Annotated in this window: 17 protein-coding genes and 1 other RNA gene; 9 read left to right on the forward strand and 9 right to left on the reverse strand. The window is 65.0% G+C overall.

Going from position 1 to position 17,928, the window contains the following annotated elements:
* Positions 1 to 10: 10 nt before the first annotated feature.
* Positions 11 to 1,273 (reverse strand): MFS transporter, encoded by a 1,263-nt coding sequence (locus B9Y86_RS09945; RefSeq protein ID WP_085485588.1) that lies wholly within the window; start codon positions 1,271 to 1,273, stop codon positions 11 to 13.
* A 58-nt stretch (positions 1,274 to 1,331) separates the two neighbouring features.
* On the opposite strand from B9Y86_RS09945, the gene prfB reads away from it, so the two are divergent.
* From prfB to smpB, 4 genes are all read left to right on the forward strand, one after another.
* Complete coding sequence (gene prfB, locus B9Y86_RS09950) at positions 1,332 to 2,438, forward strand: peptide chain release factor 2 (RefSeq protein ID WP_044438800.1); 1,107 nt, start codon at positions 1,332 to 1,334, stop codon at positions 2,436 to 2,438.
* 97 nt (positions 2,439 to 2,535) lie between these two features.
* Positions 2,536 to 3,600, forward strand: a complete 1,065-nt coding sequence (gene ftsE, locus B9Y86_RS09955) for a cell division ATP-binding protein FtsE (protein ID WP_085485590.1) — start codon at positions 2,536 to 2,538, stop codon at positions 3,598 to 3,600.
* Complete coding sequence (gene ftsX, locus B9Y86_RS09960; RefSeq protein ID WP_085485592.1) at positions 3,597 to 4,511, forward strand: permease-like cell division protein FtsX; 915 nt, start codon at positions 3,597 to 3,599, stop codon at positions 4,509 to 4,511. Before ftsE ends, ftsX begins: the two co-directional genes overlap by 4 nt.
* A gap of 100 nt (positions 4,512 to 4,611) precedes the next feature.
* Entirely contained in the window at positions 4,612 to 5,088 is a 477-nt protein-coding gene (gene smpB, locus B9Y86_RS09965; RefSeq protein ID WP_085485594.1) for an SsrA-binding protein SmpB, read from the forward strand.
* Between the two features lie 21 nt (positions 5,089 to 5,109).
* On the opposite strand, the gene B9Y86_RS09970 is transcribed toward smpB, so the two are convergent.
* Complete coding sequence (locus tag B9Y86_RS09970) at positions 5,110 to 6,018, reverse strand: SDR family NAD(P)-dependent oxidoreductase (protein ID WP_085485596.1); 909 nt, start codon at positions 6,016 to 6,018, stop codon at positions 5,110 to 5,112.
* Positions 6,015 to 6,692, reverse strand: a complete 678-nt coding sequence (locus tag B9Y86_RS09975) for an SIMPL domain-containing protein (protein WP_085485598.1) — start codon at positions 6,690 to 6,692, stop codon at positions 6,015 to 6,017. Before B9Y86_RS09975 ends, B9Y86_RS09970 begins: the two co-directional genes overlap by 4 nt.
* A 134-nt stretch (positions 6,693 to 6,826) precedes the next feature.
* On the opposite strand from B9Y86_RS09975, the gene ssrA reads away from it, so the two are divergent.
* Positions 6,827 to 7,224, forward strand: a transfer-messenger RNA (tmRNA) gene (gene ssrA / locus B9Y86_RS09980).
* Between the two features lie 76 nt (positions 7,225 to 7,300).
* On the opposite strand, the gene B9Y86_RS09985 is transcribed toward ssrA, so the two are convergent.
* From B9Y86_RS09985 to B9Y86_RS09995, 3 genes are read right to left on the reverse strand one after another with little or no spacing between them, the layout of a single operon-like run.
* Entirely contained in the window at positions 7,301 to 7,996 is a 696-nt protein-coding gene (locus tag B9Y86_RS09985) for a PIG-L family deacetylase (RefSeq protein ID WP_176223327.1), read from the reverse strand.
* Between the two features lie 32 nt (positions 7,997 to 8,028).
* A complete protein-coding gene (locus B9Y86_RS09990) occupies positions 8,029 to 9,225 on the reverse strand; it encodes a glycosyltransferase (protein ID WP_244894709.1) in 1,197 nt (398 codons plus the stop codon).
* Complete coding sequence (locus tag B9Y86_RS09995; RefSeq protein ID WP_085485602.1) at positions 9,226 to 9,612, reverse strand: hypothetical protein; 387 nt, start codon at positions 9,610 to 9,612, stop codon at positions 9,226 to 9,228. It lies immediately after the preceding gene.
* A 70-nt stretch (positions 9,613 to 9,682) separates the two neighbouring features.
* Here B9Y86_RS09995 and B9Y86_RS10000 point away from each other — a divergent pair, with 70 nt between their 5' ends.
* From B9Y86_RS10000 to B9Y86_RS10015, 4 genes are read left to right on the forward strand one after another with little or no spacing between them, the layout of a single operon-like run.
* Positions 9,683 to 10,720 (forward strand): M4 family metallopeptidase, encoded by a 1,038-nt coding sequence (locus B9Y86_RS10000; RefSeq protein WP_085485604.1) that lies wholly within the window; start codon positions 9,683 to 9,685, stop codon positions 10,718 to 10,720.
* Entirely contained in the window at positions 10,717 to 11,046 is a 330-nt protein-coding gene (locus tag B9Y86_RS10005; RefSeq protein ID WP_085485606.1) for a protealysin inhibitor emfourin, read from the forward strand. The genes B9Y86_RS10000 and B9Y86_RS10005 overlap by 4 nt, the downstream gene beginning before the upstream one ends.
* A 51-nt stretch (positions 11,047 to 11,097) precedes the next feature.
* Positions 11,098 to 13,761 carry a phosphoenolpyruvate carboxylase gene (locus B9Y86_RS10010; RefSeq protein ID WP_085486300.1) on the forward strand — a complete coding sequence of 888 codons (2,664 nt, stop codon included), beginning with the start codon at positions 11,098 to 11,100 and terminating at the stop codon, positions 13,759 to 13,761.
* Between the two features lie 12 nt (positions 13,762 to 13,773).
* A complete protein-coding gene (locus B9Y86_RS10015; RefSeq protein ID WP_085485608.1) occupies positions 13,774 to 14,442 on the forward strand; it encodes a DUF4166 domain-containing protein in 669 nt (222 codons plus the stop codon).
* Between the two features lie 28 nt (positions 14,443 to 14,470).
* Here B9Y86_RS10015 and hisN read toward each other — a convergent pair whose 3' ends face one another.
* From hisN to aroA, 3 genes are read right to left on the reverse strand one after another with little or no spacing between them, the layout of a single operon-like run.
* Positions 14,471 to 15,268 carry a histidinol-phosphatase gene (hisN, locus tag B9Y86_RS10020; protein WP_085485610.1) on the reverse strand — a complete coding sequence of 266 codons (798 nt, stop codon included), beginning with the start codon at positions 15,266 to 15,268 and terminating at the stop codon, positions 14,471 to 14,473.
* A 51-nt stretch (positions 15,269 to 15,319) separates the two neighbouring features.
* Complete coding sequence (gene rsgA / locus B9Y86_RS10025) at positions 15,320 to 16,369, reverse strand: ribosome small subunit-dependent GTPase A (RefSeq protein WP_085485612.1); 1,050 nt, start codon at positions 16,367 to 16,369, stop codon at positions 15,320 to 15,322.
* Positions 16,366 to 17,739, reverse strand: a complete 1,374-nt coding sequence (aroA, locus tag B9Y86_RS10030) for a 3-phosphoshikimate 1-carboxyvinyltransferase (protein ID WP_085485614.1) — start codon at positions 17,737 to 17,739, stop codon at positions 16,366 to 16,368. Before aroA ends, rsgA begins: the two co-directional genes overlap by 4 nt.
* Between the last annotated feature and the right edge of the window lie 189 nt (positions 17,740 to 17,928).

A 17,928-nucleotide genomic window follows, 5' to 3' on the forward strand; every position in this document is an offset into this window, starting at 1 on the left:
CGTCGACTGATCAGGCCGACGGGCGGCCCGGCCTCCGCGGAACGTAGCGGGGCACGTAGCGAAGCATCATGCCCGCTCCCAGCACACCGATGACTCCCATGATCGCCGTCGAGAGCGACAGGGTGGCCACGGCTACCACGAGCGACACGAGCAGGGGAGCGGCCGCGGTTCCGGCATCGCCGGTGAAGCGGAACGCGCCGAGGAACGGTGCCGGGTCGTTCTTGGGGGCCAGGTCGGCGCCGAGGGTCATCAAGATGCCGCTGCCGATTCCGTTCGCGAGGCCGGTGACCGCCGTGATTCCGATGAACCATCCCACCGCGTTCTGGAGGTCGTGGGTGAACGCCAGAACGAAGAGTCCGATGCCCATGCCGAGCATGGAGGGCACGACGCTCCACAACCTGCCGAAGCGATCCATCACCTGCCCGCTGGCATAGAACAGGGCGAAGTCCATGGCGCCGCCCAGCCCGATGATCAGCGCGGTCGTGCTCTCGGGCAGCCCGAGACTCACGGCCCAGAGCGGCAGGATGACGGAGCGGCTCGCACGCAGCGCCCCGACGATCGCCACTCCGGTTCCGAGCCGAACGAGTACCCCGCGGAAGGTCCAGATCGTGCGGAAGAGTCCGTGCGATTCCTCGGCGACGAGATGTTCGCCCTCGGTCTCGTGCGTTCCCTGCGCCGTGGCGTCCGCTACGGCCCGCGCCGTGGGGTCGGGCATCACCATCAGCAGCACGATCACGATCACCGCGCACGCGAGGTGCACCCAGAACACGATCGCCGCGTGAGCCGTGAGCGCGATGAGGCCGGCGGCGATGAACGGTCCGACGAACCAGCCCGCCCTGAAGGTTCCGCCGAGAGTCGACAGTGCGCGAGCCCGGTACTGGAGTGGAACGAACGTGGTCATGAACGCGTGCCGCGCCAGGGCGAAGGTCGCGGTCGACAGGCCGAGCAGAAAAATACCGACCCCGAGCATCCACGGCCCGGATGCGACGATGCACGTCGTGACGCCGATGATCGAGACGAGCGACGCGCCGACCATCGCCTGTCGTTCACCGATGCGGCTGACGATCCAGCCGCTCGGTATGTCGCCGATGAGCTCTCCGACCATGATCATGGCCGCGATGAAGCCGGCGAAGGCGAGACCGGCTCCGAGATCCTGCGCGATGGCCGGAATGATCGGAATGATCGACCCCTCGCCGATAGCGAAGAGAAGCGATGGGAGGAGGGCGGGGAGGGCGATGGAGCGGAATCGGAACCCGGTCTCTGTGTCGCTCATGTCACATCCACCCTACGCCGGAGGATCGCCCACGCCCGCCCGGTAGGCTGGGTGCACCATGCAGGAACTTGATTTCAGCGAGCAAATCGCCGCCCTCCGCTCCACCTTCCGCGACATCCTCTCGGTCATCGACGTCGATGATCTGAAGGCCCGCATCGATGACCTCAGCGCGCAGGCCGGCGTGCCCGACCTCTGGGACGACACCGAGAAAGCCCAGAAGGTCACCAGCGCGCTGTCGCACGCGCAGTCCGACCTGGCCAAGGTCACCAGCATCACCTCGCGCCTCGAAGACCTCGAGATCATGGTCGAGCTCATCAACTCCGAGGGCGACGAGGAATCGGCTCAGGAGGCGCAGGCCGAGCTGGAGAGCCTCACGAAACTCCTTGGTGAACTCGAGGTGCAGACGCTTCTGAACGGCGAGTACGACCCGCGAGCCGCCGTCATCACCATCCGCGCCGGAGCGGGCGGCGTCGATGCCGCCGACTTCGCAGAGATGCTTCTGCGCATGTACCTGCGCTACTCCGAGCAGCACGGCTACTCGGTCACCGTGCTCGACACGAGCTACGCCGAAGAGGCCGGCATCAAGAGCGCAACGTTCGAGGTCGACGCGCCCTACGCCTTCGGCACCCTGTCGGTCGAGGCGGGAACGCACCGGCTCGTGCGCATGAGCCCCTTCAACTCGGCGGGCAAGCGCCAGACCAGCTTCGCGGCCGTCGAGGTCATTCCGCTGATCGCCCAGACCGAATCGGTCGATGTTCCAGAAAGCGACATCCGGGTGGATGTCTTCCGCTCGTCGGGCCCGGGCGGCCAGTCGGTGAACACCACAGACTCGGCCGTGCGCATCACACACCTCCCGACGGGAATCGTCGTGAGCTGCCAGAACGAGAAGAGCCAGATTCAGAACCGCGCCGCCGCGCTCCGCGTGCTGCAGTCGAGGCTGCTGCTTCTGCAGCGCGACGAGGAGAACGCGAAGAAGAAGGAGCTTGCCGGTGTCATCACGGCGAGCTGGGGCGACCAGATGCGCAGCTACGTGCTCGCTCCTTATCAAATGGTCAAAGACCTGCGCACCGACTACGAATCGAACAACCCGTCGAACGTCTTCGACGGAGAACTCGATGGCTTCATCTCGGCGGGTATCCGCTGGCGCAAGCAGAAGGTCTCATAGTCGATACCGGGCTCGCGTTCAGACTCGCGCGCCAATCCGCGCTCCCTGGCGAGTCGTGCGCCGCGTAGCCCGTCGGGCTGCTTAAGCTCAACCTGCCATGATTCGATTTGATCACGTATCCCAGATTTACCGGGGGACCAAGAAGCCGGCGTTGAACCGCGTCGACCTCGAGATCCTCCGCGGTGAATTCGTCTTTCTTGTGGGAGCCTCCGGCTCCGGCAAGTCGAGCTTCCTGCGCCTCGTGCTCAAGGAAGACAAGCCCACGAGCGGCAGCATCCACGTGCTCGGCCAAGACCTGGGAACGATCTCATCGCGCAAGGTGCCTTACTTCAGGCGCAACCTCGGTGTCGTGTTCCAGGACTTTCGTCTGCTGCCGAACAAGAACGTCTTCGACAACGTGGCCTTCACACTGCAGGTCATAGGCAAGTCCCGCGGATTCATCCAAGAGGCCGTGCCTGACGTGCTCGCCATGGTCGGGCTCAATGAGAAGGCCAACCGCCTTCCGCACGAACTTTCGGGTGGTGAGCAGCAGCGCGTGGCCATCGCCCGCGCGGTAGTCAACAAGCCCGCCATCCTGCTCGCCGATGAGCCGACAGGCAACCTCGACCCCCTAACCTCGGGTGGCATCATGCAGGTTCTGCAGCGCATCAACGCTGGTGGCACCACCGTGATCATGGCCACCCACGACAACGCCATCGTCGACCAGATGCAGCGCCGCGTGATCGAGCTCGTGCAGGGCGAGGTCGTTCGCGACGAACTCGAGGGCGGCTATGGCATGACGGCCGAGATCGCGCTGCGCGACAGTGGAATGACCGCAGAGATCGGCATTCCCGGAATGGTGCGCGGCAGCCGCGGCATGGGCAGTTCGACGCCCACGTTCTCTGCGCCGGTCGTCACAGCCGAGCCCTCGTCCACCTCGGAGGCTCCGGTTGCTCCGGCTCAGGCGCCGGCAGCCCAGGCCCCCGACCAGGGCGAGCCGGCCGTAGCGGCGCCCGCCGCGCCCGTGCCCGCCGCATCCGCGCCCCCGGCGCCGTTGTCGGCCACGCCACGTGCCGTCGACCCTGTCACTGATCAACTCGGCCTGGCCGAGAAGCTGGGGCTTCGCGCTCCCGGCGAACGAATCGATCCAGCCAAGGACCAGAACGTAGGACCCACCTCGTGAGACTCGGACTCATCTTCGGAGAGGTCGGCACCGGCCTCAGACGCAACGTCTCGATGGTCATCTCCGTCGTGCTCGTCACCTTCATCTCGCTCACCTTCGTGGGAACAGCGATCCTTCTGCAGATGCAGATCGGGCAGATGAAGAACTATTGGTATGACAAGGCGCAGGTCGCGGTCTACCTCTGCACCGCCACGGACACGGGGGAGACCTGCGGCAACGGCGATGCGACGCAGGATCAGATCGACGCCGTCAAGGCGCAGCTCGACGGTTCGACACTCTCGCCGTTCATCGACAAGTACTACTTCGAGGATCACGACCAGGCGTTCGAGAACTTTCAGAAGCAGTTCAAGGGCAACCCGGTCACCGACTACGTGACGCCGGATCTGCTTCCGCAGACCTTCTGGGTCAACTTGAAAGACCCCACGCAGTCTGCCGTGCTCGTCGAGAGTCTGTCGGGCTTCGCCGGCGTGCAGAGCGTGACCGATCAACGAAGTTATCTCGAGCAGATCTTCACGGTGCTCAATGCCGCCAGCTACACAGCGATCGCCGTCGCTGCCATCATGTTGATCGCAGCCGTGCTGCTGATCGCCACCACTATTCGACTCTCGGCATTCTCTCGTCGCCGAGAACTCGGGATCATGCGATTGGTCGGTGCGTCGAACAGGTTCATTCAGACCCCGTTCATCATCGAGGGTGTGATCGCGTCACTCATCGGATCGGCCCTCGCAGGGTTAGCCATCTGGGCGATCGTCAAGTTCTTCGTGCAGGGATGGCTGCTGAACCAGCTGCCGTTCACGTCGTTCGTCAACACGGGAGATGCTCTTCTGGTGGCTCCCATCCTGATCGTGGTCGGCGCTGTACTTGCCGCACTGTCGGCGAAGTTCGCCATCACCCGGTACCTCAAGGTCTGATCGCTCCATAACGGGTGCGGGCGTGCGTGCCGGCGGCTGGGCGTATACTGGACGGCTGCCGCACGCGAGGTGCGGCACACGACATCATCAGGAGTTCAACGTGCCCAAGGAGAGCGGTCAGAAGGTCGTCGCGACCAACCGCAAGGCTCGGCACGACTACACCATCGAGTCGACGTACGAGGCCGGAATGGTCTTGAACGGCACAGAGGTCAAGTCGTTGCGCATGGGTCGCGCCTCGCTCGTCGACGGCTATGCGTTCATCGAGAACGGCGAAGCGTGGCTCGACGCGGTGCACATTCCCGAGTACTCGCAGGGTACGTGGAACAACCACACCCCACGTCGCAAGCGCAAGCTGCTGTTGCACAAAGAGCAGATCCTCAAATTGCACAACAAGACGAAAGAGGGCGGCTACACCCTCATTCCGCTGCAGCTCTATTTCAGCGACGGACGCGCCAAGGTGGAGTTGGCTGTGGCAAAGGGAAAGCGCGAATACGACAAGCGCCAGACGCTGCGCGAGCGGCAAGACAAGCGCGAGTCCGACAGGGCGATGTCGGCCCGACGCAACCTCGGCGACTGATCGCCTCGTCACCTGGACTCATTAAAGAGTCAGCGATGTTCCGGTCAGATCCTCTGACAACCGCCACAGCCTGGCGGCGACGGCCGGGTCGCGTGACCACGCCTTCGCAGACGTGATACGCGGTCGACCCCGCAGCTGCTGCCAGCCGGCAGGCCCGATGTATTCGCCGCCACGCAGGTATCCGTCTGTGGCGGCCAGAACGATCGGCCAGGCACCGGCATCCTTGCCCTGGGCGAAAGTGCGGAGCAGAGCCTGCACGACGGCGTGAGGCCGAGTGCTCGGACCGACACCATGACGAGCCGGTGTGAGTTCGTCGAGAGCGAATCCGGGATGCGCGACGATGCTGCGTGTGTCGTGGCCGGCTTCTCGAAGTCGTCGGTCGAGCTCGAAGGCGAACGTCATCACGGCCAGCTTCGAGCGCGAGTAGCTGGGAAAGCTGCGGAATCGTTCGGGAGAGCCGTCGTCGTCTAGATCGAGGGCGAAGAAACGATGGCTGATGCTGCCCAGATGAACGATACGAGAACCCGCTGTGGCGAGAAGAGCGGGCATCACCTGGGAGATCAAGGCGAAATGGCCCAGATGGTTGGTGCCGAACATGCTCTCGAACCCGTCGACTGTCTTCGAGTCTGCGGTGCCCTCCGTGATGCCGGCATTCGCGACCAGAACGTCTATCGATGGCAGCTCGGCCAGTTCGTCGGCTGCGCGCGCCACGCTCGCGAGGTCGGCGAGATCGAGATGGACGAATGACGGCCGCTCGATGTTCTCGACCTCACGGAGCAGCGAGCCGATCGCCAGGTTCGCTTTGGCCTCGTTGCGACTGGCGATCACTAATCGAGCGCCCCGCCGAGCGAGCTGTTCGGCGGTGAAATAGCCGAGTCCGGCGTTGCCGCCGGTGACGACGACGGTTCGCCCGACGAGATCGCGGGTCATGCTGTGGCCGCGAATCGCGCTTCGATGGATGCGCTGATGACGACGTCGGCTGGCGTCAGGTCGAGCGGCCCGCCCGCGCTGCTCTTTGCCATGTCGTGTGAAGCGAATCTGGCGACGCTCACGGTCGAGCCCGATGCAGTGTCGTCGCCGAGCATCCCGGGGTCGGCGACGGCGATCGGCCGAAGGGTAGAGAGGCCGAGCGCCTCAGCGTAGCTCTGGGCTTTCGAGCGGGCCGTGACGATCGCCGTCTTCTGCGCGTCGGCCTGCAAAGCGGATTGTGTGGCTGAGGTAAGAGCCCAGTCGACGCTCGTCACCGTCACACCCTCACTGAACGCGACGGAGTCGATCCATCTCGCCAGCGCCTGGAAGTCACGGAAACGGGCACGCACCGTCGTTGTGGCGTGATAGACCGGCGGAAGTTGGGCGCCATCCTGACTCCACGGACGTTGACCCCACACGCTCACCTGGTCGGCGCTCCAGCGGGTGACCGCGTCGGCGATCGGATCGTGCAGAGCGCGGAGGCTCTCGGACATCTCTGCGTGAAGCTGGCGAGTCTTTTCGAATACGGGCTGACGCTCCGGGCCCTCGAAGCCGAGAGTGAGCTGCACCGTCGCACGCTCGGGAGAGTGGTGGGTGTCGGCCGATGCCGCTACGGAGATGATCGTCTCGCTCATGGCTTCACCCTATCTGCGACCGATGATGGACTGTTCTGGTCATCGCAGCAGATCTGTCGTAAGATAAAAAGCTGCATCCGTAGAGGTGCTGGTATGAAAGACACAACTCAACAGTGCGTGATAGTGACCAGCTTGGGGATGATCGGTTTCGACATTGCCTGCGAAACTGCGAGAAGCGGGTCGAGGATTCAGGGTTATCTCGTTAACGATCTCTGAAAAACAATAAGTGCCAAATCAAACCGCACTGTCTCTGCTCAGGCAGACTTCGCCCTCGCGGCGTAGTTCTCTTCTAAGCACTAAATAGAGACCGTCAGTCCGGGAATGCTCTCTACCCGGGTTCTGGCGACATTCAGAGAGATTGCTTCCGCGTTACGCCTGAGGGCGCGGAGGGACTTGCACTCGGGCTGGGCCCGTCGAGCTAGATGCCTGTAGCAAAGCTCGGGGCCGAGTAAAACGAACTCAACAGGATACGCCCGTAGAAGGCGCAGAATCACAGCAGTGGACCGGGGTTCAATTCCCCGCATCTCCACCACTTGAGGTCACATCACGCACTGTTGGTTTCTTGCTCAGCTGAGCCTTCGCCAGGTGGCCAGCCCGAGCTCCGTGGCTCAGCGCGCGCGGAGTCCGACCGACGTCGGGATGGCCTGCCGCTGTCCTCCCGAGTGCACGATCTCATCACCCTCGACGCGAACCTGGGTTGCATGGGCGCGGAGGGCCGCCGCTACGGTGGGCTCCCTGTACTCGAGGTCGAACCACTCGATGTCGTCGCCCGGTTTGGCCACGATCTCGGCCAACGCCGTGTTCGTCATGCGACAAGCGGCGACGGTCGCGTCGTGCATGCGAACATGATCCGGATGTCCGTATCCGCCCGCATTGTCATAGCCCACTACGAGAGACGGCCGGGCAACGTCGATCAATGCCGCGAGGTCGTTCGTCACCTCGTCGAGAGACGCGCTGACGAGTGCATCCGGCGTGACATCGGGCGAGGGGCCGGCGAGTTCAGGGGTGATCCATGACATGCCGGAGTCGCGATACCTTCGATCGGTTTGACCGTTCATGCGTGCGGGAGCGGTGCCGAGCCAGTATCTGTCGCTGATACCGAGAATCGTCGACGCAGCGCTCAACTCGTTCTCGCGGATCTCCGACAGGGTCTCGGGGTCGGGCTCTGCCGTCAGCGAACCGGCGACGATCTCTCCGCGCTCGCCTCGCGTCGCGGTCACGAGCTGTACACGGATGCCTCGGGCGACCATCTCGGAGATCAGTGCGCCCGTGGCGAGAGTCTCGTCATCGGGGTGTGCGTGCACGAATAGCACGCTACGCACGCCGTCGAGGATGTTCACGCGATCGCGAGAGGCGAGACGAGGCCGCCGTACACGCGAAGGAGTGCCTCCGCCGAGTGTGACCAACTGAGTGTCTCTGCGCGTTCACGGGCCTTCATCGACAGGGCCTTCGCCTCGTCGCCATCCGAGATGAGCCGCGTGATCGCCTGCGCCCAGACCTGTGGATCGCGGGAGTCGAGGACGATGCCGGTGACGCCGTCGATCACAGCCTCTCGGAGGCCACCCGATGCTGCTGCGACCACGGGAACCCTGCTTGCGGCAGCCTCGAGTGCGACGAGCCCGTAAGTCTCGGAATGGGAAGGGATCAAGACGACGCGTGCCTGGCGCAGCAGCTCCGCAAGAGCCTCGCGGGATTGCGGTCCGATGAAATGCACGACGTCACCGATGCCTCTGAGTTCGGCGAGCCGTGAGAGCTCGTCGACGTAGCCATCGAAATCGGCGGATGCGTCGCCCGACACTACGAGTTCGGGACGGATCTCGGGAGACACGGCCGCGATGGCCTCGATCGCGAGATCGAGACCCTTGAGAGGCTGCAACCGTGCTGCGACCACCGCATACGGCACACGCGGGTTCGATGCGGGTTCGGATGCGGCTGGCGCGAAGAGATCGCTGTCGACGCCGGGGGAGACGACCGTGATGCGCTTCGGAGAGCCGCCCAGCCGTGTTTCGATCGTGTGTGCTTCGGCTTCGCTGATCGCGATGACCGCGTCGGATTCACGCGCGAGCCAGGACTCTCCGGCCATTCGCCCCGGTGATTCCGACCGCTCCCCGTCAGAGAGAGGGGTGGAGTCGTCGGCCGCGATGCTGTGGAAGCTCTGGACGTGGGGGACTCGTCGGGCGCGTGCGACGGGCAGTGCAGCCATTCCCGAGAACCAATGGTGCGAATGGATGACATCGTACGGACCGAGAGTCGAGAGGCGATGGCTGAACTCGTCGATGAAGTTCTCGTGATCGCCCTTCGCTGCAGGCTCTGCCGGACCGGCATCGACGAAGCGCAGACGAAGTCTCTCGCCGAGAGCGAGCACGGGCGGGGCTGTCGTCGTAGACCGCCTCGTGATGATCTCGACGTCGTGTCCCATTGCCGCCAGGGCCTGAGCCTGGTGCAGCACGACCACGTTCATGCCCCCGGCGTCGCCGGAACCGGGCTCGTCGGCCGGCGAGGTGTGCAGGCAGACGAGAGCTATGCGCAGCACTTAGACGAACACTCGATAACCGTTGACGAACTTGTTGACGGGCGCGAGGATCGCCACCAGCGGCACGAACATGCGCAGGAGGTAGACGATGACCGTGAGGTGCAGGAGGTCGGCGAACGCGAACAGTCCGAGGGCTACAGCGCCCCAGCCGAGCGCGATCGTCAGAGAGCGCGTCGTCGCGAGGAACGGAGAGGCCGTGCCCAGCGCCGCGAACACGATTCCCGCGTCGGCGATGAACCCCCGGAGTCCGGCATCGTCGAACTGACCGACCAGTACCCACAGCACGATGGCAATGGCCCAGAAGAGAACGAACAGGCCGCCGCCGACGGCCTTGGTCAGATACCTGACTGGAGCGGTGGTCGTGGCCGGGGCGGAAGCAGTCGTCATAACTAGAAATTCTAGCCCGAGGCCCCTGCGTCTCGTGGACGATGTCGGTGGCAGGTGTCAGGCTCGATGCATGCGATGCACGATTGTTCCCCCGTATCTGCTGGCCCGCCTCTCGAGGCTCGATGCGAGCGGCCTCGAAACTGTGGCGGCGGCGGCGCACGAAACCTTGATGCACACCCGACCGCTGCGCGAGGCCCGCCAGAGCGCGGTCCTGCGCCCCGCCGATCCTCGCTCTCCTGGCGGTGGGCCTCAGCGCAGCATCAGCGACGCGGGCGGCCGCGAGATTCTTCCAGGAACGGTCGTGCGGAGCGAGGGCGGAACACCGACGGGTGACCCGGCGGTTGATGAGGCCTACGACGGTCTCGGGGCCACGTACGGCCTTTTTGCGGATGCCTTCGGGCGGGCTTCCATCGATGGTCGAGGGCTCGGACTCGACGCCACCGTGCACTACGGCGCTCGATACGACAATGCTTTCTGGGACGGCGAGCGCATGGTGTTCGGCGACGGAGACGGCGAGGTCTTCCGCCGGTTCACCCTCTCGCTGAGCGTCATCGGGCACGAACTCAGCCACGGTGTGACGCAGTATTCGAGTCCGCTCGACTACTCAGGGCAGTCCGGTGCCCTCAACGAGTCGATCTCCGATGTGTTCGGCGCTCTGGTCGAGCAGCATTCGCGGCAGCAGACCACCGACCATGCGAGCTGGCTCATCGGAGAAGAGCTGTTCACCGACATGGTCGAGGGTGCAGCGCTCCGTTCGATGAAGGCACCAGGAACCGCGTACAACGACGACGTCCTCGGTGTAGACCCCCAACCCGCTCACATGCGCGACTTCGTCGACACGAGTGACGACAACGGCGGGGTGCACATCAACTCGGGCATCCCGAATCGAGCGTTCTATCTGGTGGCCGATTCGCTCGGCGGTTATGCATGGCAGCGCGCCGGCCAGATCTGGTACGACACCCTCAGCGGCGGTGCGCTTGCACCTCGCGCGACGTTCGTCGACTTCGCGCGAGCCACGCAGCAGTCTGCGAGCAGTCGTTTCGGTGAGGGCTCGAGCGAACTCGAGGCAGTCGAACGGGCATGGTCCTCCGTCGGGGTTCGGTCATGAACATCACGGTCGTGCGCACCGGCGGATTCGCGGGTCTGCGTCGAACCTGGCGAGTCGACGTCGACGCACAATCACGCTCGGCACTCGACGAGTGGATCCGTATCCTCGATGCCTGTCCGTGGCGAGAGGGCATAGACATCGATGGCGACGGCGTGCCCGACCGTTTCGTGTTCGTCATCACTGTCGAATCACCTCCCGAGGCCTTGGCCGCCGCCGTCGACGACGTCGGATCCGAACTGCGGGTAACCCTTCCCGAAACACGGATCGTCGGTCCGTGGAAGCAGCTGATAGACCGGGTGCAGTCGACCGATCGCGCCGACACATGACGACACCGAAACATGCTGTCAACACGGGAGCGCTAGTTTAGGTCGGTGACGATTTTCGCTGACACGACCCCTGGCAATCCCGAGCTCAGCCGCAGAAGCATTCGCGACGAGGTCGACGCTGCGTTGCGCGCCGACGTTCGCCTACTCGGATCGCTCCTTGGAAGGATTCTGACCGAAGCCGGCGGTGCCGAGCTGCTGAACGACGTCGAGCGGTTGCGCGAGCTCACCATCGACGCATACGAGAAGCAGAACAATGCCTCGATCGAAGACGCAGAGAAGCTCGTCGAATCCTTCACGCCGGTACGGGCAGAGCAGGTCGCCCGTGCTTTCACGAGCTACTTCCACCTGGCCAACCTGGCTGAGGAGCACCACAGAGTGCGCGTGCTGAGAACGCGCTTCTCATCTCCGAGCGATCCGGCACCCGCAGATTCGCTTCCTGCCGCGATCGAACGCCTCGTCGACGAAGTCGGTCGCGAGGAGACGGCGGAGCGGCTGGCAGCGCTTCGATTCCATCCCGTGCTCACGGCGCATCCCACAGAGGCACGGCGCCGGGCGGTCGCCTCGGCCATTCGCCGCATCAGCGACCTCCTCTCCGACAGAGATTCCGGCCAGCAGAGCCGTTTGGCTGCCGCAGAGATCGAACGGCGCCTTCTCGAGCAGATCGATGTGCTCTGGCGCACCTCTCCGCTGCGAACGACCAGGCCGACGCCGCTCGACGAGGTCCGCACAGCGATGAACATCTTCGACCAGACGTTGTTTCAGGTCGTGCCGCAGGTGTACCGGCTTCTCGACGACTGGATGCTCGACTCCGAGGCGGGCAAGAAGCCTGTGGTCGCACCGGCGTTCATGCGGCTCGGAAGCTGGATCGCGGCGGACCGTGATGGAAACCCCTTCGTCACGGCAGAGGTCACAGAAGAAGCGGCGGCGATCGCCAGCGAGCACATTCTCTTCGGTCTCGAACACGCGGCCACGCGCATCGGTCGCACCCTGACCCTCGATTCCGAGGACACCCCACCCAGCGAGGCGCTGCTGGCGCTGTGGCAGCGGCAGCAGTCCATCGCTCCCCAGGTGACCAGTCAGATCGGCACCCGTTCACCGCACGAACCTCACCGCCGCGTTCTCATGGTCGTTGCGGCCCGCATCGTCGCCACCCGCCAGGGCACCGAGCTCGCCTACGGTCTGCCTGACGAGCTGATCTCCGATCTACGCGTGATTCAGCAGTCGCTGCGCGAGGCGGGCGCCGACCGCAGCGCCAACGGAGAGCTGCAGAACCTCATCTGGCAGGTCGAGACCTTCGGTTTTCATCTGGCCGAGCTCGAGGTGCGTCAGCACTCCAAGGTGCATCGCCAGGCGCTGGCGGAGATCCGGGCTGGCGGCGAACTGAGCGAGATGACCCACGAGGTCCTTTCGGTCTATCGCACCATTGCTACTCTGCAGAAGCGCTACGGAACGGCTGCGGCTCGTCGCTACATCGTGTCGTTCACGCAGTCTTCGGCCGACATCGCCACCGTCTTCGCGCTGGCCGAGGCCGCCCTCGGATCGCCCGAGGCCGCGCCGATTCTCGACGCCGTACCTCTGTTCGAGACGTTCGCCGATCTCGAGGCGAGCACAGACATCCTCGACGAGATGATCACGTTGCCACAGGTGCAGGCTCGCCTCGCTGCGACAGGTCGAAAGCTCGAAGTCATGCTCGGCTACTCTGACTCGTCGAAAGACGTGGGTCCGGTCTCCGCGACACTGGCGCTCTACTCGGCCCAGGAGCGTATCTCGCGTTGGGCGCAAGACAATGACATCGAGTTGACACTGTTCCACGGTCGTGGCGGTGCTCTGGGCCGAGGCGGCGGGCCCGCGAACGAGGCCGTCATGGCACAGCCCGGCGGCTCGGTGGAGGGCCGGTTCAAACTGACCGAGCAGGGCGAGGTGATCTTCGCCCAGTACGGCGACAAGGCGATCGCGGCACGCCACATCGAACAGATGGCTGCAGCGACGCTTCTCGCGTCGAGTCCGTCGAATGAAGAGGCCAACAACACGGCCACGCGTGACTTCGTCGACATCGCCCGCACTCTCGACCTGCGGTCGCGCGAACGCTTCTTCGAACTCATCAAGGCAGACGGCTTCGCTCCGTGGTTCGCACAGGTCACGCCGATGGAGGAAGTCGGCCTGCTCGCGCTGGGCTCTCGACCAGCCCGCCGAGGGCTTTCGGTGGAATCGCTCGAAGATCTCCGTGCCATTCCATGGGTGTTCGCGTGGACGCAGGCGCGCATCAATCTGACGGGGTGGTTCGGCCTGGGTTCGGCTCTCGCGGCCGTGGGAGACGTCGATGCCCTCCGCGACGCCTATGCCCGATGGCCGCTCTTCACCGCCATGATCAACAACGTCGAGATGTCGCTCGCAAAGACCGACGACCGCCTCGCCAAGCGGTATCTCGCTCTGGGCGATCGCGATGACTTGGCCTCGCTCGTGCTCGACGAGATGGAGATCACCCGCGAATGGGTTCGGCGGACGACCGGGCACGGAGAGATCCTCGAGGGTCGCCCCGTACTGCAGCGCGCCGTTCGCCTGAGGAGCCCCTATGTCGATGCTCTGTCCCTTCTCCAGCTTCGCGCCCTGAGGGCCGTGCGCAGCTCAGGAAGCGTGGATCCGGCCGACGACACGCACCGTCTTCTGCTGCTCGCCGTCAACGGGGTCGCCGCCGGCCTGCAGAACACAGGATAGGGGCGCGATTCCGTGGCCCATCGTTCGGTGTACCAGGCGCTGCTCGGCGACCGGATCGAGCTCTTGCAACCGGAGCTGTCGCACTACGTCGGGGGAGCGGCACGAGGAGAGGCCGGACTCGGTCGCGGGGTGTACGAATTTGCTGGGCCGTCGAAGACCTGGCTCGTGCCTCTGTTCGCGGCGATCGCCCGCGCCGATGCGTTGTTCGGTGAGCGCGGCCGCGGCGTCGGCCTCACCGTGGTGAACGTGCCGCACGCCGACGCCCACGGTCGGTTGTGCCTCAGCTCGACCCGCAGTTTCGCCTTCGCCGAGGTGACTCGGACGATGCAGGACACGATGCTGGCCGGTCGAGACGGCCTGCTGCACGACTTTCTCGGCAAGACCCGTCTCCTCGAAGTATCGCTGCGACTCTCTGTCTCGCCCGAGGGCTGGCTCCGGATGCGATCGGTCGGCACCTGGCTGTGGCTGGGGCGTGTGCGCATCCCTGTTCCGCGTATCTTCTCGGCACGGGTAGATCTTCTCGAACGCTGGGATGCCGAAACGGCAAGCCAACGGGTCGACGTGACCCTCACGCATCCTGTTTTCGGGCGGGTATTCGAGTATCGCGGCTCGTTCGTCTACGACCACCGGGCGGGCTCGGTCGACGACGTCGATACCGCGCGCATCGATCGCCGGTACTAGCTCACCTGCTGAGATCGCGGGCAGACGACTACTCGGAGAGGACGCGAAGGGCTTCGTCGTGCAGCAGCCCGTTGGTGGCGAGAGCAGAGCCTGACCATGGCCCGGGCGTGCCGTCGACCGAGGTGAATCGACCACCCGCCTCGTGGATGACGGGAATGAGCGCTGCCATGTCGTAGGGCTGCAGGTCGAACTCGCCGGCGACGTCGAGTGCCCCCTCGGCCACGAGCATGTACGACCACATCTCGCCGTAGGCCCTTGTGCGCCACACGCCGCGGCTCAGCGCGAGGAGGCTGTCGAGCCTGCCTGCTTCGTCCCAGCCCTTAAGGCTGTTGTAGCTGACGCTCGCATCGTCGAGTCGGGCCACCGACGAGACGGCGAGCCGTCGAGGGGGCGTCGATGGCGCGAGTGTGGAATCGGTGGTCCACGCGCCCTGCCCAAGCGCGCCCCACCAACGACGACCGAGAGCGGGCGAACTGACGACTCCCACGACAGGTTCGCCGTCGACAACGAGCGAGATCAAGGTCGCCCACACCGGGACGCCTCTCAAGTAATTGGCCGTGCCGTCGATCGGGTCGATGATCCACTGGCGGCTGGATGTGCCTGCGGAGCCATACTCCTCGCCGAGGATGGCGTCTGCCGGGCGGGCGACGGCGAGCCGGTCTCGGATCTCGCGCTCGACGGCCCTGTCCGCATCCGTCACCGGTGTTCGATCGGGCTTCTTCTCGACGACGAGATCGAGCGCCATGAAGCGATCGAGCGAGATCGCGTCGGCGGCGTCGGCGATCTCGAGGGCAAGGGCCAGGTCATCTGCGTACGGATCGGTCATTCCCTAAGCGTAGCCAGCGCGGGTGAACAGCCGGTCACCGCGGAGCGGCAGCTACGAGTCGCTGAGCGAGCCGACGAGCTTCTGCAGAGATTGGATGCGGGCGATGCCGCTGGAGCCCAATTCGCCTGCCAGTACGCGGTCGACGACCTCCCAGTCGTGCGCCTGGCTGAGCGGGATTCCGTCGGGCGGCGGAACGGAGGAGGGGATCGCCATACGGGCGAACGACTTCAGCACGTTCGCCGGGTCGACGTGTCCGAGGCCGAACGATCGCACACCGGGCGTGTCGATGATCCAGCCGGACCGGCCATCGTCGTCGTGTACGCGAAGTCCGAGGGTCGACGACGATGTGTGCCGGCCCCGTCCGGTGACGTCGTTCACCCGTCCGATCGCCCGGTCGGTGCCAGGTACGAGAGCGTTGACGAGGGTGGACTTGCCGACGCCGGAATGGCCTACAGTCACGGTGGTGTGGCCGATGAGAAGCGCCTTCAGTTCGTCGAGAGGCAGTTCGTCGCGTTCGCCCGTGACCACCGTGAGGTCGAGACAGTCGAACTCCGAGAGGAACTCCGCCGGATCGGCGAGGTCGGTCTTGGTGATGAAGAGGATCGGGGTGATGCCGGCGTCGAAGGCAGCGACCAGGTAGCGGTCGACGAGCCGTGCTCGCGGCTCGGGATTGGCGGCGGCCACGACGATCAGCATCTGATCGGCATTGGCGACGATGACGCGCTCGACCGCGTCGGTGTCGTCGGCGCTGCGCCGCAGCAGGGTCGTGCGCGGAGTGATCTTGACGACCCGCGAGAGACTGCCCTCGGCTCCGGAGGTGTCGCCCACGAGGCCGACGCGGTCGCCGGTCACGATCGCTGTCTTGCCCAGCTCGCGCGCTCGTGACGCGGTTATCGCCCGCTCATCAGGCGTGTCTTCGTCGACCAGCACGGTGAAGCGCCCGCGGTCGACCGTCAGGATGCGCCCCGGCACCGCGTTGGCGTATTCGGGCCGGATCTTGGTTCGGGGTTTGTTGCCCTTGGGGTTGGGCCGTACTCGGACGCTCGATTCGTCGTATTCCGACTCGTCATCATCGTCGTCGTCGTTCGACCACCAGGTCATGAGGTACTCGCGGCGAGCGCGCTCCAGAGCTCGGGGAACTCGGGAAGCGTCTTCGAGGTCGTTTTGATGTCTTCGATGAGGACATCGGGCGTGACGAGCGCGATGATTGCGCCGGCGTGAGCCATACGGTGGTCGGCGTAGGTCTTCCAGGTGCCTCCGTGCAAGGGGGCGGGCTCGATGCGAAGGCCGTCCTCGAGCTCGGTGACGATGCCGCCCAGCGCGGTGAGCTCGCTCGCGAGAGCAGCGAGGCGGTCTGTCTCATGGTGTCGGATGTGCCCGATGCCCGTGATTTCGCTGGGGGAGTCGGCCAGCGCGGCCAGCGCCACCAGGGCAGGGGCCAGTTCGCCGCCCTCGGAGAGGTCGAGCGTGATGCCGTGGATCTCGCCCGTACCTTCGACGGTGAGCACGCCGTCGATCAGTGACACGGTGGCGCCGAAGAGGGGCAGGAGATCGATGAGGTGAGCGCCCACCTGAGTGGTGCTGGCGGGCCAGCCGCTGACGCTCACTCGTCCGCCCGTGGCGACGGCGGCGGCGAGAAACGGCGCCGCATTCGAGAGGTCGGGTTCGATATCGACAGTCGCACCCCGGATGCTGCCGGGCGCGATCGTCCACACGCCCGGCTCGGGCGACTCCACGGTCACTCCACGATCGGCCAACGCCTGGATCGTCATCTCGATATGAGGTTGGCTGGGCACACGTTCACCGGAGTGACGGAGAACGAGGCCCTCGTCGAATCGCGCCGCGGAGAGCAGGAGGCCCGAGACGAACTGGCTCGAGCTGGACGCATCGATGACGATCTCTCCTCCCGTGACGCGACCGGTTCCGTGCACGGTGAAGGGAAGCGCACCTGCTCCGTCATCTGCGATGTCGACACCGAGCGAGCGAAGCGATGAGATGGTCGTCTTCATGGGCCTGCGGCGGGCGGCCTCGTCGCCGTCGAACACGACCGGACCGAGGGCGAGGGCGGCGACGGGTGGGATGAATCGCATCACCGTTCCGGCGAGACCGCAGTCGACGGTCGTGCTGCCGAGCAGCTCGTCGGCGGGGGTGATGAGCCAATCGTCACCGAACTGGCCCGCGCCTGAGACGACCTCGATCGTCGTTCCCATCGAGCGGAGAGCATCGACCATCAACGTGGTGTCGCGCGAATGCAGTGGAGCGCGGAGTGTCGACGGCGAATCGGCCAGTGCCGAGAGCACCAACTGGCGGTTCGTGAGGCTCTTCGAGCCGGGAAGGACGACGGCGGCGTCGATCGGCCCGGAGGCGATCGGCGATGGCCACGGTGCATCGCCGGGCGGAACGGCGGCGACCCCCGGAGTCTCGTCGTCGTAGGGGGAGAAGCGCGGATCGAGTTGATTGATGATGCCCATTGCTCCCCAGATTACCGCGATAGCGGAATAAACGACGTTCCGATAGTCGTTGTTGATCGTATGAGGGTCGAACGGACCGTCGATACAGAACGAGAGGCAAGGGTGAGTCCGAGATGCTGACACGTGAGCGCGTGCGACCACCCGTCGTAACCCCGGGCATGGCCTGGGCCGAACGCGCCCTCGCCGAAG

This window comes from Agreia pratensis, from assembly GCF_900177685.1.
Taxonomy (GTDB): domain Bacteria; phylum Actinomycetota; class Actinomycetes; order Actinomycetales; family Microbacteriaceae; genus Agreia; species Agreia pratensis.